Here is an 18,014-nt window from a genome sequence, read left to right as displayed (position 1 = left end):
CATTTTTAGTTGATTCTGTTACAACATATGTTTATCAATTTAAGAAGTGATCCGCTGAGTCCTGATGTTTATTCCGCCGAAATTCCTAATGAAGTTAAAATAAGAGATGAACGAAAGAATATGTTACAACCTTGGCATGTTAGTAACGAAATTGATAATTCTCTTTTACATGATAAAAAGATTGGGTTTGATACATTTGTATTCGAAAGTGATGTAGATGGTAAAAAGCAAGTAGTAGCATTTAGGGGGAGGGACATGAGGTGATGCTCTTTTTGGAGAAGGTGTCTCAGACCTTACTACAGATATTGATTATATATGGGGGTAAATAAGTTGAAAAACATTGAAGTTCTAAATAAATACATTGAAGGGTTTTCTGATACTCTCCCTACGTGGTTAAAGCATCTAATCGAGGCAGAGGAGATACATCAAAACTATGAGAATGTACAGGTACTTGGTGCATTAAAAACGGATGCGGTGTTGTACTATGTACACCGTACGCTGCAAGTATTAGGTGGGTTGCCTTTAGACGAAGAAGCGTATTGCATTATTGAAAAGGTACTAACGTATAGTGAGCTTGCAAAGGTAGGCTCTTTAAAACAGCGGGAGCAATGGAAGAAAAACGGGATTAATCTATTGGTACATAACGAGGGTTCTGCTGATATCTTTAGTGATATTCAGTTTAACGAACGTATAGAGACAAACTCAAACTCTACTGAGTATTTGTTTGTTCGAGATTTAATTAGAACACATGGATTAATCGGGCAGTATATCCGCGGAGAGGCGCGTTTGGACTCTCATGTTGATTTAATTAACACATATAAAGAAGAATACGGAGACGTTAGGTTAAAGGAGATTCTATACTATCTTAACCAATGTATTATTGAGGGCGTATCAAAATCCTTGTGGAGTGAAGTAAAGAACGATGTGAAGATTACAATTGATGGTCTATTTGATGGCTATGTGGAGCCATTTACTTCTCGCATACATAGACTCACGCCAAAACATAAGGAGTCAGCATTTGAAAAAGATATAATTATGGGGAGCGAGAAGAGTGGCGTTCAAACCTTCTTATCTGATAAGGATTTGTGGTATGTAGAACCGTCTATGCATGCCCTTAGCTTCGAGGATATTTGGACAGTTTTTGTTATGTTAAAGAACGAGATAGACACTGGAAAGGTTCAGCATATCCATTTCGAGAAATTGATGCAGCAGTTGCACTATGATTTCAAAGGCGAGAAGAAGAACAACGTGTATCGTAAGCGGGTTATTGAGAAGTATCTACGGGAGTACCGTGAGAACGAGAAGCCGGATACAACGCATGTTTCTTTTGAGGCTAAAGTTGATGAAGATATGAAGACTGCGTATGTGTCGTTTCAGTTTTCTGCTGTAGGTGAGGCGTTAATCACCTTCTGTGTAGAAGCAGAAAAGATAGATATGATGCATGCTCGGGCAAATGTGCTGCTATTTGATTTCTTCGGGTTACGTAAGGATGCGTATGATAGATTCCATAACGAAGAAGTATATCTGGAGCATATGAATAGTGCGGCTGATGATAAACGAATTATTCTTGATTATATAAAGGGAGATACGGTTGTAGATGTCGGAGCCGGTGGTGGTGTCATGCTAGATATGATTGAAGCAGAGACTGAGAATAAACGAATCTACGGTATCGATATTTCTGAAAACGTGATTGATACGTTGAAAAAGAAAAAGCAGAAAGAGGGTCGATCTTGGGACATTATTAAAGGGGATGCAATCAACTTAAGTAGCTCGTTTGATAAAGAATCGGTTGATACGATTGTATATTCTTCTATCCTTCATGAGCTGTTCTCTTATATCGAGTATGAAGGTAAGAAATTCAATCATGAAGTAATTAAAAAGGGGCTGCAAAGTGCCTACGAGGTGTTAAAGACAGGGGGGCGTATTATCATTCGTGATGGCATCATGACCGAAGGTAAAACGTTAATGCGTGTGATTCGTTTTAAAGATGCGGGCGGAATGAAGTTCTTAGAGCAGTATGTCCATGAATTTAAGGGGCGTATAATCCAGTATGAGGTACTTACAGACAATACAGTCAAAATGCCTGTTAACGATGCGATGGAGTTCTTATATACGTATACCTGGGGCGAGGATTCCTTCGTTCATGAGGTGCAGGAGCAGTTTGGAATCTTTACGCCAAACGACTATAAGGATTTCGTAAAGGGTATCTTTGGAGATAAAGTAAATATCGTTCAAGCTATGAACTATTTGCAGGATGGATATACAAACCATCTTAGCGAGAAAATCGAGTTTACAGATGAGTCTGGGAATGTGGTTGGGCTACCGGATAGTACGTTCTTTATGGTTTTAGAAAAGAGGTAATGATGTTAAAAATACAATTTTATTTGTTTTATATTTAGTAGTTTTTAGTGGGTGTTTTACAAGAGAGAGAACTATTGTTGATGGTAAAGTTCATGGTTCTTCAGATGGTATATCTGGGAAGTATAAAAAATTTACTGGATCTGCAACACAAGATATGAAAGTTAAAAAGGTGAGAATTGGATATTTTCTTTTGACGATAAAACGAAACAAGGAACTATAACTGCTTATGTTGTGGATTCAAATGATAATACAATATTAGAGTTTAATAGTGGAAAAGGCGAAAATAATATGAAAGTACATAAGGATGTTACATATAAGGTTGAAATTAAAACGGAAGAACATGGTGGAGAATTTCAAATATCATGGGAAAGAAGGTAGTACTTTGAAAACGACAGGAAATTTTACCGACGAGGCCGATATATACGCGAAATATCGCCCTAATTACCCGAATGAATATATTGATTATTTGTTTTCAGCTAACCAACTGAAAGAGGATCGGATAGTGGCCGATATTGGTTCAGGTACGGGGATATTTAGCCGTCAGCTGCTTGAAAAAGGTTTAAATGTTATTGGGGTTGAGCCAAATGATGACATGAGAAAGATGGCAGAGCAATCGTTAAAACTGTATTCTCGTTTTCAATCAATAAAAGTAACTGCTGAAAATACCACTTTAAAAGAGCATAGTGTGGATTTAGTAACTGTTGCTCAAGCATTTCATTGGTTTGATAAAGTAGCTTTCAAAATTGAATGCCAACGAATTTTGAAACCAAAGGCAAATGTTGCTCTTGTTTGGAATAGTAGAGATTTAACTAGTCCGATTATTAAAGAGAATGCAGAAATTTGCCAGAAGACATGCCCGAATTTCAAAGGATTTAGCGGTGGAATAGAGGAAACTCCTGAAGTATTTAACAGCTTTTTTAAGGATGGAAAGTACGAGTTTAAAGAGTATCAAAATGATTTACTTTTTGATTATGAAGGTTTTTTGGGAAGGAATTTATCAGCTTCCTATGCTCCGAAAAAAAATGACGAAGAGTATCAAAATTTTGTTTTTCTTCTGTCAGAGTTATTCGAAAAACACAGTAAGAATGGAAAAATTGTTCTCCAAAACATTACACGAAGCTATCTAGGAAATGTCTAAACAGCCGGACATAAAGTGGCTTTAATCGAAGTGCCCATTTGAATTGTAGATTATCATTTGCTAATTAAGATCTTCAACAAATGGGCGCGATTGTTGAACAACAATTAAAAGGGCGATACATATTATGCGTGACTAATATGTATCGCCCTTTATTTTTTATGACTTTTTACGATTTAGGTCTTGATGACTAAAAAAAGATGTGATGTGTTGAAGAAAGCCACGATGTTTATAAAAAGTTGTGAAGCTTTGCCCTTTTAGGTCATTTAGTCTAAAGGGGGTGTTTATATTTTTTTAAAAAGAGCTTCTATGATTGTTGAAGAGGAAGGTAGAAACATTAGATCAACAGCAGAGGAAGATTATTATTTGTGATTCATCTCACAGCATAAATACATATATAACTTTACAATTAGAATATCAATTGATGGGAGGGTTAATCTTGATTAATGGATGTACTTGAAGAGATGGCAATGTTAATAGAAGAATTAGAATGTGTACTCTGGAGTATATTTTACTTAGTTCCAACGGGGCGAGGTAAGGAAGAGGATATGATTTTACCAGCCCAACATGAAAGGGTATTCCATTGGCTATATCAACTTAGTAAAAAGGTTTCTTTTGATATTAAAACAACAGCTGGTCAGCATTATAGATGTGTTGTGATTCAAGAAAAAATGAAAGAAAATAAAAAAACAAATCAGGTCATTCAATATCAGGATGTATTGATGAATGGGACGACGGGTCGAATTGATGGGCTTGGGCGTGCTCCAAAAGGGGTGAATGATGGAAATGGTTTTGTATTTATTTCTCATATTGGAGATGTGTATCCAAGTGGGTTATTGCCGATTAAAACCGGGAATATTAGAACAACATCGCTAGCTGAAATTTATCGAAACTCCCCTGTTTTTCAAAACCTTCGTAATCCGGACAAGTATAAAGGAAAGTGCGGTGTTTGTGAGTTTCGATATGTTTGTGGGGGATCTCGTTCTAGAGCATATGCGATGACGGGGGATTACATGGAAAGCGAACCTTTCTGTGTATACATTCCAGAAGCATTGCGAAAACAGAAAAAGAACGTAAAAAGCGGTACATGAGTAAGGGTTTGCTCATGTACCGTCTTTTTTAGATTATATAATTTATTGTACGTTGCATCCGTCGTACGATGATCTAAGAAATGGAAACTGTATCCCTCATTAAAAATCCACTACCTGGCTCCGTTGTGCTGATACGAGTTTTTTACACGTTAATTCTATTAAACTGATTTTAATAAAGAATAATAATTCGTATCATATGGAATATCATCTTGATACATATAATTTTTTAAAACTCCTTCTTTTTCAAAACCTAATTTTAATAGCACTTTATTTGAAGCTTCATTTTCAAGAAAGACAATCGCACCGATACGTTTTAAATGAAGGGTGTGGAAACCATATGATATAACTTCAGGAACTGCTTCAGTCGCATATCCATTTCCCCAGTGTTCAGGGAGAAAGGCATAACTTATATTGGCGCGTTTATGCTCAGAAGACCAATCGTGAAAACCAATTGTTCCAATGAGTTCTTTCTTATCTTTTAATTCGATTCCCCATTTTATACCGTTTCTTGCATTGTAACTCAACTTGAAATTATTTATGATCTGTTTTACTTGATCAACATTCTGTAATGGTTTTTGGCCATAATAGCGCAGTACATCAGTGTTAGAAAAGCATTGTAGTATACTTGGTGCGTCTTTTTCGGTAAGTTCTCGCAAAATGAGTCGGTCGGTCTTTAATATAGGAAACATGCCTTCACTCCTGTTCATATGAAACTAAAATGTATTTGTTATTATATAATTTAATCTGAAAATAAAGATTATTCAAGGTGTAAGGGTCAGATTGTTTTGAAATAGATTACAGAATGTATTTTGAATAGAAATTGGGATGTGGAAGAATCAAAAGGTTTGTTAAAAATACTTTGTGGCATTAATACAAATCATATAAAGAAAAAAGGGATTCCATTTTCATTGGAATCCCTTTTTCATTAGCCTACAAATGTTTGATACAGTAAGAAAATATTTAAAACGATAACGAGTGCAGCGATTATCCAAGCGATAAATGTTGTTATACGGTGGTTAACGAGTGCACCCATAATCTTTTTATTACTTGTAAACATAATAAGTGGTACTAGTGCAAAGGCAATACCGAACGATAAGATAACTTGACTCATAACGAGAGCGTAAGTTGGGTTTACGCCTAAAGCAATAATAACTAGTGGTGGAATCATTGTAATAAATCGGCGTAAATATAGCGGAATATGCATGCGAATGAATCCTTGCATAATAATATCACCCGACATTGTACCGACAGATGAGCTAGAGAGTCCTGCTGATAAGAGTCCAATTCCAAATAAAGCAGCTGATACAGGACCGACTAAGTTACTAAATTGGTTAAAAGCAACATCAAGATCTTCAACATGCAAGCCGTTTTTAAAGAATAAAGCAGCTGCTACAATTAACATACTTGCATTAATAGCTCCAGCGATAACCATTGCAATAATAATATCGATGAATTCGAAGCGGAAAATCTTTTTCCTTTGTTCATCATTTGTTCCGACTACGCGGCGTTGCGTTAAGGCAGAATGTAAATATATCGCGTGCGGCATTACTGTCGCACCTAAAATTCCAGCTGCTAAAAGAATGCTATCCACGCCTTGGAATTTTGGAATAAATAGACCTGAAAGAAGAGGACTTAATTCTGGTTTAGCATAAAAGACTTGGACACCAAAAGCGATAACAACGATAAAAATCATCCCTGTTATGATAGCTTCTAATGGACGAAAGCCTCTGCGCTGAAATTCAAGAATAATAAATGATCCAACCGCTGTAATTAAAGCAGCTGGTAACATCGGAATTCCAAACAGTAAGTATAATCCGAGTGCTGCTCCAATAAATTCAGCTAAATCAGTCGCCATAATAACGAGTTCACCTTGTATCCATAAACCGATGGAAACTGGTTTTGGGAAATTTTCTCGAGCTATTTCAGGAAGGTTTTTCCCAGTAGCGATTCCTAATTTAGCTGATAAAGTTTGGATTAATACAGCCATTAAATTAGAAGCGAGAATTACCCAAAGTAATAAATACCCATATTGGGATCCAGCAGCTATATTCGTTGCGAAATTCCCAGGATCAATATAAGCAACTGATGCGATAAAAGCAGGTCCTAAGAATGGTAATAGTCTCTTTAAGCCTTTCGTTTGTCCGCTTAATGCTAAATGTGCGGATTGAACAGTTGTACTTTGAGAAGGGACTTGTTCATCTTTTGATATATCTTTATTCATAGTAGTGTTCCCCTTTGGAATGTTAACTTGATGAAATTATTGTATTTGCTCTTATTCATTATTTCAATACATTTAAATATATTATGTGGCAATTTCATTTGAACACGAAAGTTTCCTTAATGCAAATTATATGACTTCGTGCAAAGAATGGTGTGACGATGTGAAAAATATTTTGGGAGTTTATGGCTGCTGAATAAGGGGGAAGATAATAAATTATAGGGTTGTTTTTGAAATTTATGTGAACATAGAGCCTATATTACAGCATATTAATTGATGGAAATGAAATTGTATGATATATAATATATTGGGATTACAACATAACCATAGTGTTTTGTGATGTAATCTTGTTTTTATTTTTGTTAACTTATAGAAAAAATTGTAAATAGAAGAAAATAGGCTAAGTACAATTTAGTATGTATTTTCTTATTATATATGTTTTGATATGAACGTTAACTTATACATGATTTTAAAATTTAGATAGGTGGTAGAAATACATTGGCAACTACAAAACCATATAGAGTATTACTTTATTACATGTACACAACAATTGAAAATCCAGAAGAATTTGCTGAACAGCATTTAGAATTTTGTAAATCACTTGAGTTAAAAGGAAGAATTCTTGTAGCGACAGAAGGAATTAATGGAACTTGTTCTGGAACTGTTGAGCAAACAGAAAAATACATGGAAGCGATGAACAATGACCCACGTTTTGCTGGAATCGTTTTTAAAATTGATGAGGCAGATGAACATGCATTCAAGAAAATGCACGTACGTCCTCGCCCAGAGTTAGTTACACTTCGCTTAGAAGACGACATTAATCCAAAAGAAATTACTGGGAAGTATTTAGAACCAAAAGATTTTTATGAAGCAATGAAACAAGAAGATACAGTTATCATTGATGCACGAAATGATTATGAATTTGATTTAGGACACTTCAAAGGTGCAATTAAACCAGATATTGAATCATTCCGTGAATTACCAGATTGGATTAGAGAAAATAAAGAAACACTTGAAGGCAAAAAGATTTTAACATACTGTACAGGCGGAATTCGTTGTGAGAAGTTCTCTGGTTGGTTAGTTCGTGAAGGTTATGAAGATGTAAGTCAGCTTCATGGCGGAATTGTAACATACGGAAAAGATCCAGAAGTACAAGGCGAGCTATGGGATGGTCAATGTTACGTATTTGATGAGCGTATCGCTGTACCAGTAAACCAAAAAGAGCACGTTATCGTTGGTAAAGATCACTTTACAGGTGAACCTTGTGAGCGCTATGTAAACTGTGCAAACCCTGAATGTAACAAGAAAATTTTATGCTCTGAAGAAAGTGAAGCAAAACATTTACGTGCATGTTCTCATGAATGTCGTGTACACCCACGTAATCGTTATATCGTGCAACATGAATTAACTGAAGAGCAAGTAGCTACTGCATTAGAAAAAATCGAAGCAGGGAAGTAAGCGAAATTAGTGTAACAAAAAGAGAAGAGGCTACTCCAAGGTTCATTTTGGAGTAGCCTTTTTTATGATTCGGTTCTTATTTTTGTCAGTTTTTGTCGGTAAGTCGATATATTTAAAAAATCGCTGATATATTTTGAGTTGCGCCGATATATTCGGAAAATCGCTGATAAAAATTTCATTTACTTAAGCGCACCATGTATTTGTAATTTAAAAATAATCGTCTTTAATTTTTATCCTCTTTTTCTTTCACAGCAGAAAGTACAGTTTGTTTTACCCACGCTTGTCTTCTTCGATGCTGTATACCCCATTGGTATACACTTTGTGCACCTAAAATAAAGGAAATGACTATACCGCTAATTGCTATTAACAGTGCGAAAAATTCAAGAGGCGATGATATTTTGTTTGAATCTGTGTTTCTTAAAAGGTCAATCATAGTAAACCCTAACATTTGACCCACCACAGAGTAGAGGGTTAAAATTAATAATAAAAGGCTATCTTTTTTAGAGGCGACATTTTCTTGATATTTAAACAAACTATCAAGATTTTGTTTCGCGTTCGAGTATAAAATTTCAATGTTAAAAAGTTTTCTTAAGCGGAAGAAAATATCTTCACTTTGTGATTGAGATACTAATTCTAAAGAAAAATAATTCGCTGTAAACGAATTGATTGAATAAATTAATTTCTCTATTTCATTTGTATCTTGTTCAATATTTAGCTCAGCATAAGCGTTCGCCATCTTTAATAAAACAACTTTATGAAATAGATTTAATAATAAAGCGTAATAAAATTCCCCGTACATTTGACTGGCAAGTTTAGTGACTTCTCGTCCACCTTCATTTGTTATACATGTGAAAATATGTTCTTCCATAATAAAATAACGGTTAGGAGCCCATCTTTGATAAGAATGCTTTGTTAAATAATCGTGAATATAAGGAACATTATTTGCGCTAATATACGGCTTACCATCGTCTGTTAATCCGGAAAGACTGGAAGCTCGATATACATCAACTATATGAAGGTCTGACTCTTTGTTTATAGATAATAAAGTTTGTACATACATTCGTTGGTCTTCAAAGAAGGGGAATGTTTGAAAATATGAACTCCGCAACCTCTTATTCTCAAAGAAGTCTGTTAAGCCATGAAATAAATCGCCGAATATAAGTTTTTCTACTTGTGAATATTTTCTTCCATCACATTCAATACAAATGGTCTCAGTTGTATCATTTCTAGTTTCAAGCACACGGAAGCGAGAAGCGAATTCGATGGCTTCTGATAATGTCATGTTTGGAGCGGTTTTGACTCCTGTTCGAATTGTTAAGAAGCCAAGCTCATAAGGACAAAGTGTTACATCAATTGAATGTATCTTGAATGGAACGGAAATAAGATTTGTTGTTAAATGTCCGTTTAAATTAAGATCTTTAGAATAGCGCTGTAATCCTTTTTGATGCTCTGAAGGAGGGAAGAGAATTTTATTCGTAAATGAAAGATAGTAAGCTTCCATGTTTTGATGTGAAACTTTAAACTCCCCATAATATGTATTTTCATCTTCGAGATGATCGAGTCGAAAAGGACGGAAATTATTTTTTTGTAAGAAAGGGAACATATTTTGTTCATATCCAGTTTTAAACGAAAACGGGAATATAAATTGAAATATAGCTGTTGTTACATCTTTTTCTTCGATTGTTTGTATTGCCTCCATTTACATTGTTTCCTTTCCGAATAAGCTATAGAAACAACATGCCCAATTTTTCTTGAAAATAACCTTGTTTTTGCAATAGATTAAGAATGAAAATTCAGCTAATTTAACAGGGGACATGTATAATGTTATGTATACTAAAACTAGTATAATTGTGTTAGGAAAAGGGGATATTGTATGCGCATTTTAGTATTAGGAGCTGGTGGCGTCGGTGGATTTTTTGGTGGCCGATTAGTAGAAAAGGGAGAAGATGTTACATTTCTCGTTCGCAGCAAAAGAAAACAGCAATTAGAGGAAAAAGGACTTGTTATTCGTAGTGTGAATGGAGATTTTTCATTTCAACCGAAATTGATAACGAAAGAAGATAGAACGTCTCCATTTGATGTGATTTTATTTTCAACAAAAGCGTATCATTTACACGAGGCGACCATAGATTTAAAGCCGTTTGTAGGTGAAAATACTGTAATAATCCCATTGTTAAATGGTATCGCTCATTTATCACTATTACAAAAGGAATTCGGCGTGGAAAAAGTAATTGGTGGTTTATGCTTTATCGAGACGACGTTAAACGAACAAGGAGAAATTGTACAAACTAGTGCTGCTAACAGACTTGTATTTGGGGAAATTAAGCCTCAAGATTCAGAGAGAATAAAGCGTATTTCTAAAGCATTTGCAGGTACAAAAGCTAGTTTTGTTTTAAGTGAAAATATTACGCAGGATATGTGGCATAAATATTTATTTATAACTGTAATGTCAGGTGTGACAACATTAATGCGTGCACCAATAGGACCGATTCGTGAGAGTGAAGGTGGACATGATTTTATCCGAAACTTATTTGAAGAATCTGTGCAAATTATAAGGGTATTGGGGGCTCCGGTTAAAGATAATATTGTTGAGGACCATATGAAAACGATTGATAAAATTTCTTATGATATGAAGTCATCTATGCAGCGCGATATGGAAAAAGGTTCGTTCATTGAAGGAGAACATTTACAAGGATATTTACTGGATTTAGCAGAGCAATTTTCTATAGAAGCACCTTTATTAGGCGCTGTATATCAAAATTTAACGGTGTATGAAGAGATGATAAAAAGTAAGGAAATAATATGATTTTAATAGTATGAAAATGGATAAAGGATAGCAAAATATAAATACGTTGCTATCCTTTTTTGTGTTTATAGTGACATTTTATTCATCTCTTCTAATTCTTTCTGTCGTATTTTTTTCTTTATCACGGTTACCATATAATTGATTAATTTCGCTTGCTAATGCATCTAAATATGAATCGGTAAAAAGTGGCTTCTTTTCTTTAGACATATGGGTCTCCTTTGTGGTTTTTTAGTATTCATTATGTATGTTTAATGGCTTATTATGCACAATCATTTTAATTTTTTTCGTTTTTGAAATTTTTGTTTACTTTTTTAAAATAAAGGAGTATTATAATCCACAGTTTCAATTTTCTAAATCGCTGAAACCGCATGGTGCGGGGGACCCGTTTTAATGAATTAGTGCATAATTCAATGGGGTGAATCCTTGAAAAAGGTAGGGCTACTCAAAGGTCCGAATCCGACAGCTAACCTCGTAAGCGTTATATTGAGAAGGAAGGTGGAGCTTGTGCGACAAAAAAATTAATGTCTACAAGTTTATTTCGTTATGGCTTGTAGACATTTTTGTTTTCTGAAGAAATAGTTTATCCGCTGTAATTAGCAGAAAAGTTCGTACAAAATTATTGGAGAGTGGACAGCAGTGGTTTCATCTATCAAAAAGTTATTAATTGGAAGACCGTTAAAATCAACTGAATTAGGAGAGCAAAAGCTTAATAAAACGAAGGCGCTAGCAATTTTATCTTCTGACGCATTATCATCGGTTGCATACGGTCCAGAGCAAATTTTAATCGCACTAGCAGGTCTTGGAGCGGTAGCTTATTGGTATTCCATTCCGATTGCTATTGGGGTATTAGTATTATTGACAGCTCTTATTTTATCTTATCGACAAATTATTTTTGCTTACCCTCATGGCGGGGGCGCATACGTTGTATCAAAAGAAAATTTAGGGATGAATTCAGGCTTAATAGCTGGTGGATCTTTATTAGTAGATTATATTTTAACGGTCGCAGTAAGTGTATCTGCAGGTACAGATGCGCTCACATCTGCCTTTCCTAGCCTACATGCACATAATGTAATTATTGCAATTATATTTGTAATACTAATTACCATTTTAAATTTAAGAGGGGTAACTGAATCAGCTTCCATTTTGGCATATCCTGTTTATTTATTTGTTTTAGCATTATTTATATTAATTGGTGTAGGGATATATAATATTTTAACTGGGCATGTTTCACCGACTTTACATGCGCCACTTGGAACACCGGTTGCGGGAATTAGTTTGTTTTTACTGTTAAGAGCATTTGCTTCAGGAAGCTCTGCTTTAACAGGTGTTGAAGCAATTTCAAATGCAATTCCAAACTTTAAAGATCCTGCACCAAACAATGCAGCAAAAACATTGCTTGCGATGGGGGCATTACTTGCCGTTTTATTTTCAGGAATTGTCTTTTTAGCTTACTATTACGGAATTACTCCAAATAAAGAAGTAACAGTCGTTTCCCAAATCGCTGAACAAACATTTGGACGTAATTTTATGTACTTTTTCATACAAGGTACAACAGCTTTAATATTAATTCTTGCAGCTAACACAGGGTATTCTGCATTTCCGTTATTAGCAGTTAATCTTGCGAAAGATAAGTTCATACCGAGAATGTTTACAATTAGAGGAGACCGTCTGGGATATTCAAACGGTATTATTATACTAGGGATTTCTTCGATTATTTTAATTGTAGCTTTCCAAGGGCAAACAGAACATTTGATTCCGCTATATGCGGTAGGGGTATTTATTCCATTTACGCTTTCTCAAACTGGAATGGTATTAAAATGGCTCCGTGAAAAACCTGAAGGATGGATTTTACGTTTATCGATTAATTTAATTGGTGCAGTTATTAGTTTTATCGTAATGAGTATGTTCTTTTTAACTAAGTTCGCACAAGTTTGGTCAATCCTTATTTTCTTACCTGTCATTATCTTCGTGTTCCATCGAATTAAGAAGCATTATGATGCAGTGGGAGATCAATTAAGTTTAAAAACTTGTGAACGGATTGTTCCGATTGAGGGGAATGTAATTGTCGTTCCTGTAGCTGGTATGACTCACGTAGTAGAAAATTCTTTGAACTATGCAAAGTCTCTTTCGGCAGATCAAGTTATTGCTGTATATGTTGCTTTTGACAGAGAAGAGGAGAAGAAATTCGAAGAGAAATGGAAGAAGTGGCAACCTGAAGTTAGGCTTGTTACATTACATTCTCATTATAGAAGTATTATTCAGCCGCTAACAAAATTTATTGATACAGTGCAATATAAAGCGAATGAATCAAATTACCGAGTTACAGTCGTTATACCACAGTTTATTCCGAAAAAAGGTTGGCATAACATTCTTCATAATCAATCTAGTTTACTCATTCGTGCGTATTTACTCTATAAAAGAAATGTTGTTATTACGACAGTACCATATCATTTGAAAAAGTAAGGGGATTTTTTAAGGATAACTTCACGAGAGTGAAGTTATCCTTTTTGTGTATATGCTATGCATAATTGCATATAGGTCTTAAAATTATATTGCTATAATATTATCACTTATGAGTAAACAGTGTTTTTTGTTATGATATATGGATAATTTAATGGAGAAAGTTAATTGGATTTTATTTTGGAATAAGGACATGAGAGCTTGAAAATAAAGGGAATTAAAATACTTCTTTACGGTAGATGAATAGCTGTGTTTAAATGACCTTACAGTACAAAAATTAAATAAAAACAAAACGGAATTTCATATTTACGTACGCTATTTAGCTTAAAATGAATAATATTTTCATGCAATATATTCACTGTGTGAATGTGGAAATTACGATGAAACAGAAATTTTATACAATATTATTCATACTAAGCACATGTGAAAAGTTATGAAATGTTTTATGACAATAAGTAAGTACTGTAGAAATAAAGTTTGAGAGAGGTGGTTCGTACATGACTCACGGTGAGAATGTTCTCTATTTTTAACCATCTCAAATAATGTGCAAGAAAATAGAATAATAAAATGCGATAGTAATAGTTGCTAATACATAGGAGGAGTTAAAGTGAAAAAAACTTTAATTACAGGGTTATTGGTTACAGCAGTATCTACGAGTTGCTTCATTCCTGTAAGCGCTTACGCTGAAGGGGGGCAATCAGAAGTGAAAATATTAAACGTGCAAAATGTAATTGCACCAAATACATTATCAAATTCAATTAGAATGTTAGGGTCGCAGTCACCACTTATCCAAGCATACGGATTAGTTATTTTACAACAACCAGACATTAAGGTAAATGCTATGAGTAGTTTAACGAATCATCAAAAATTTGCAAAAGCGAATGTACGAGAGTGGATTGATGAATATAATCCGAAGCTGATCGACTTAAATCAAGAAATGATGAGATACAGCACAAGATTTAATAGCTATTATAGTAAGCTCTATGAACTAGCAGGAAAAGTAAATGAAGATGAACAGGCAAAAGCAGATTTTACAAATGCATATGGAAAATTACAATTGCAAGTCCAAAGCATTCAAGAGAGTATGGAGCAAGATTTATTAGAGTTAAATCGATTTAAAACGGTATTAGACAAAGATAGTAACAACTTATCAATTAAAGCTGATGAAGCAATAAAAACAATGCAAGGATCAAATGGGGATATTGTGAAATTAAGAGAAGATATTAAAAGAATTCAAGGGGAAATTCAAGCTGAACTAACTACTATTTTGAATAGACCTCAAGAAATTATTAAAGGTTCTATTAATATCGGTAAACAAGTATTTACAATTACAAATCAAACTGCACAAACGAAAACAATCGACTTTGTATCTATCGGGACTTTAAGTAATGAAATTGTAAATGCTGCAGACAGTCAAACGAGAGAAGCAGCTCTTCGTATTCAACAAAAGCAAAAAGAGCTATTACCACTTATCCAAAAATTATCACAAACTGAAGCCGAAGCGACTCAAATTACATTCGTTGAAGATCAAGTAAGTAGCTTTACAGAACTAATTAATCGCCAAATTACAACTTTAGAGACGTTATTAACGGATTGGAAAGTTTTAAATAATAACATGATCCAAATTCAAACAAATATTGAAGAAGGTACGTATACAGACAGTAGTTTACTTCAAAAACATTTCAATCAACTCAAAAAAGTAAGTGATGAAATGAATAAGCAAACAAATCAATTTGAAGATTATGTTACAAACGTTGAAGTACATTAAACAGAAAAATAATTAGCGATATAGGGAGAGAAGAAAAATGACAAAAAAACCTTATAAAGTAATGGCTTTATCAGCACTTATGGCAGTATTTGCAGCAGGGAATATTATGCCAGCCCATACTTATGCAGCTGAAAGTACAGTAAAGCAAGCTCCAGTTCATGCTGTAGCAAAAGCTTATAATGACTATGAAGAATACTCGTTAGGACCAGAAGGCCTGAAAGATGCGATGGAAAGAACAGGTTCAAATGCTTTAGTAATGGATCTGTACGCTTTAACAATTATTAAACAAGGTAATGTTAACTTTGGAAATGTATCGAGCGTTGATGCGGCTTTAAAAGGAAAAGTGATTCAGCACCAAGATACAGCTAGAGGGAATGCGAAACAGTGGTTAGATGTATTAAAGCCACAGCTTATTTCAACGAATCAAAATATTATTAATTACAATACGAAATTCCAAAACTATTATGATACTTTAGTTGCTGCGGTAGATGCGAAGGATAAAGCAACACTTACGAAAGGTCTAACTAGATTATCAAGTAGTATTAATGAAAATAAAGCGCAAGTAGATCAGTTAGTAGAAGACTTGAAGAAATTCCGAAATAAAATGACGTCGGATACTCAAAACTTCAAGGGAGATGCAAATCAAATTACATCAATCTTAGCTAGTCAAGATGCTGGAATTCCGCTTCTGCAAAATCAAATTGCAACGTATAATGAAGCAATTAGTAAATATAATGCAATTATTATCGGCTCATCTGTTGCGACAGCTTTAGGCCCAATTGCAATTATCGGTGGTGCAGTAGTTATTGCTACTGGTGCAGGAACGCCGCTAGGAATCGCATTAATTGCAGGTGGTACAGCAGCTGTAGGCGGTGGAACAGCTGGAATCGTATTAGCGAAGAAAGAGCTTGATAATGCACAAGCAGAAATTCAAAAGATAACAGGACAAGTTACAACTGCGCAATTAGAAGTAGCAGGATTAACGAACATTAAAACGCAAACGGAATATTTAACAAATACGATTGATACTGCAATTACAGCGTTGCAAAACATTTCAAATCAATGGTACACAATGGGGTCAAAATACAATTCTTTACTTCAAAATGTAGATTCAATTAGTCCAAATGACCTTGTTTTCATTAAAGAAGATTTAAACATTGCGAAAGATAGCTGGAAGAACATTAAGGACTATGCAGAAAAGATTTATGCTGAAGACATTAAAGTAGTAGATACGAAAAAAGCATAATAGTAATTAAACCGCTACAGCATTATGTGTAGATAAATAATTTTAAAATAATAGAGAGCTCCTGTTCAGTAGTGAGCAGGAGCTTTTTTTACCTCTAATGTTTTATATCCTCATAAAAAGAATAGGTGATAATTATGCGTAATAATTTCTATAAAAAATGTCTTTTAACGATAATGATTGCTGGAGTCGCAACAAGTAATGCGTTTCCTTTACATCCTTTTGCAGTGGAACAAAACGTAAAAACATTGCAAGAAAATGCGAAAAATTATTCTCTCGGACCAGCGGGGTTCCAAGATGTAATGGCGCAAACGACATCGAGCATATTTGCAATGGATTCATATGCAAAATTAATTCAAAATCAACAAGAGACTGATTTGAGTAAAATAAGTTCAATTAATAGTGAGTTTAAAGGAAATATGGTTCAGCACCAAAGAGATGCAAAAATTAATGCAGCGTATTGGTTAAATAATATGAAGCCTCAAATTATAAAAACAGATCAAAATATTATTAATTACAATAATACTTTTCAAACGTACTATAATGACATGCTAGTAGCGATTGATCAAAAGGATAGCGGTAAATTAAAAGCGGATTTAGAAAAGTTGTATGCGGACATTTTAAAAAATCAAAATGAAGTAGATATTTTATTAGGGAATTTAAAAGCATTTCGCGATAGAATGGCGAAAGATACAAACAGTTTTAAAGAAGATACAAATCAATTAACTTCGATTTTGGCGAGTACGAATGCTGGTATTCCAGCTTTAGAGCAACAAATAAATACATATAACGATTCAATTAAAAAGAGCAATGATATGGTTATTGCTGGTGGTGTACTTTGCGTAGCGCTAATAACATGTCTTGCGGGCGGACCGATGATTGCGATCGCAAAAAAAGATATTGCAAATGCAGAACGAGAAATAGCCAATTTAAAGGATAGAATTTCTGGAGCACAAGCAGAAGTGGTAATTTTGACAGATGTAAAAAATAAAACAACAAATATGACAGAAACAATTGACGCAGCAATTACAGCACTACAAAATATATCAAATCAATGGTATACGGTAGGTGCAAAATATAATAATTTACTACAAAACGTAAAAGGAATGAGTCCAGAAGAATTTACCTTTATAAAAGAAGATTTAAATACAGCGAAAGATAGCTGGAAGGATGTAAAGGATTATACAGAAAAATTGCATGAAGGTGTGGCGAAGTAAACAGTGGACTAGTTCCGCTGTTTATTTTTTTATCCCGTTTTTTGTGGAGAGCCGAGCATGTAATTTTATCCATAAGTTTGCTGTGCGTTTTATCAATGTGGCTTTCTATGAGAATTTAACTTGTTTTTTCATTTTGGGGTGGTAAAAAATTCTTAAGTCGATGGGCATGGGATAGCACCACACATCCATCAACTTAAGGATTTAGACTATTCTTGAAGGTGAAAGCACGTTACTATTCTCTTATGTTAATGAGAAAG

The 18,014-nt window shown here is 34.4% G+C and carries 12 protein-coding genes, 2 pseudogenes and 1 riboswitch; of the genes and pseudogenes, 10 read left to right on the top strand and 4 right to left on the bottom strand.

Translation table 11 applies throughout. The features are described from left to right. The first annotated feature begins 315 nt into the window (after nt 1-315). From JDS80_RS04140 to JDS80_RS04125, 4 genes and pseudogenes are all read left to right on the top strand, one after another. Complete coding sequence (locus JDS80_RS04140; protein ID WP_199637163.1) at nt 316-2,361, top strand: class I SAM-dependent methyltransferase; 2,046 nt, start codon at nt 316-318, stop codon at nt 2,359-2,361. Between the two features lie 16 nt (nt 2,362-2,377). Beyond that, nucleotides 2,378-2,739 (top strand): annotated as a pseudogene (locus tag JDS80_RS04135) (hypothetical protein). 4 nt (nt 2,740-2,743) lie between these two features. Next, entirely contained in the window at nt 2,744-3,499 is a 756-nt protein-coding gene (locus JDS80_RS04130; protein WP_199637161.1) for a class I SAM-dependent methyltransferase, read from the top strand. Between the two features lie 443 nt (nt 3,500-3,942). Beyond that, nucleotides 3,943-4,587: pseudogene (locus tag JDS80_RS04125) on the top strand (SPASM domain-containing protein); the annotation flags it as partial. A gap of 158 nt (nt 4,588-4,745) precedes the next feature. Here the strand turns inward: JDS80_RS04125 and JDS80_RS04120 are convergent. Both JDS80_RS04120 and JDS80_RS04115 read right to left on the bottom strand, forming a co-directional pair. Beyond that, nucleotides 4,746-5,276 (bottom strand): GNAT family N-acetyltransferase, encoded by a 531-nt coding sequence (locus JDS80_RS04120; protein ID WP_071745122.1) that lies wholly within the window; start codon nt 5,274-5,276, stop codon nt 4,746-4,748. 236 nt (nt 5,277-5,512) lie between these two features. Beyond that, the gene (locus JDS80_RS04115; RefSeq protein ID WP_199637159.1) at nt 5,513-6,808 is read right to left on the bottom strand and encodes an Nramp family divalent metal transporter; all 1,296 of its coding nucleotides are present in this window, start codon (nt 6,806-6,808) and stop codon (nt 5,513-5,515) included. Between the two features lie 495 nt (nt 6,809-7,303). On the opposite strand from JDS80_RS04115, the gene trhO reads away from it, so the two are divergent. After that, nucleotides 7,304-8,263 (top strand): oxygen-dependent tRNA uridine(34) hydroxylase TrhO, encoded by a 960-nt coding sequence (trhO, locus tag JDS80_RS04110; protein WP_071745124.1) that lies wholly within the window; start codon nt 7,304-7,306, stop codon nt 8,261-8,263. Between the two features lie 223 nt (nt 8,264-8,486). On the opposite strand, the gene JDS80_RS04105 is transcribed toward trhO, so the two are convergent. Next, nucleotides 8,487-9,962, bottom strand: a complete 1,476-nt coding sequence (locus tag JDS80_RS04105; RefSeq protein ID WP_199637157.1) for a hypothetical protein — start codon at nt 9,960-9,962, stop codon at nt 8,487-8,489. A gap of 174 nt (nt 9,963-10,136) precedes the next feature. On the opposite strand from JDS80_RS04105, the gene panE reads away from it, so the two are divergent. Continuing rightward, nucleotides 10,137-11,069, top strand: a complete 933-nt coding sequence (gene panE / locus JDS80_RS04100) for a 2-dehydropantoate 2-reductase (protein WP_098889632.1) — start codon at nt 10,137-10,139, stop codon at nt 11,067-11,069. Between the two features lie 78 nt (nt 11,070-11,147). Here the strand turns inward: panE and JDS80_RS31925 are convergent, their stop codons facing one another. Next, on the bottom strand, nt 11,148-11,276 hold the full coding sequence (locus JDS80_RS31925; protein WP_257208392.1) for a hypothetical protein: 129 nt from the start codon (nt 11,274-11,276) through the stop codon (nt 11,148-11,150). A 139-nt stretch (nt 11,277-11,415) separates the two neighbouring features. Beyond that, nucleotides 11,416-11,562: riboswitch (cyclic di-AMP (ydaO/yuaA leader) on the top strand. Between the two features lie 143 nt (nt 11,563-11,705). On the opposite strand from JDS80_RS31925, the gene JDS80_RS04095 reads away from it, so the two are divergent. The 4 genes from JDS80_RS04095 to nheC all read left to right on the top strand — a co-directional run bounded on the left by JDS80_RS04095 (nt 11,706) and on the right by nheC (nt 17,757). Then, on the top strand, nt 11,706-13,532 hold the full coding sequence (locus tag JDS80_RS04095; RefSeq protein WP_098889633.1) for an APC family permease: 1,827 nt from the start codon (nt 11,706-11,708) through the stop codon (nt 13,530-13,532). Between the two features lie 604 nt (nt 13,533-14,136). Then, nucleotides 14,137-15,297, top strand: a complete 1,161-nt coding sequence (gene nheA, locus JDS80_RS04090; protein ID WP_098889635.1) for a non-hemolytic enterotoxin NHE subunit A — start codon at nt 14,137-14,139, stop codon at nt 15,295-15,297. 37 nt (nt 15,298-15,334) lie between these two features. Next, nucleotides 15,335-16,543 (top strand): non-hemolytic enterotoxin NHE subunit B, encoded by a 1,209-nt coding sequence (gene nheB / locus JDS80_RS04085; protein ID WP_071745130.1) that lies wholly within the window; start codon nt 15,335-15,337, stop codon nt 16,541-16,543. A gap of 134 nt (nt 16,544-16,677) precedes the next feature. After that, the gene (nheC, locus tag JDS80_RS04080; RefSeq protein ID WP_199637155.1) at nt 16,678-17,757 is read left to right on the top strand and encodes a non-hemolytic enterotoxin subunit C; all 1,080 of its coding nucleotides are present in this window, start codon (nt 16,678-16,680) and stop codon (nt 17,755-17,757) included. Nucleotides 17,758-18,014 lie beyond the last annotated feature (257 nt).

The sequence above is a fragment of the Bacillus cereus group sp. N8 genome, from assembly GCF_016483685.1.
Lineage (GTDB): Bacteria > Bacillota > Bacilli > Bacillales > Bacillaceae_G > Bacillus_A > Bacillus_A proteolyticus.
This window is presented reverse-complemented; position numbering and strand designations above follow the sequence as displayed.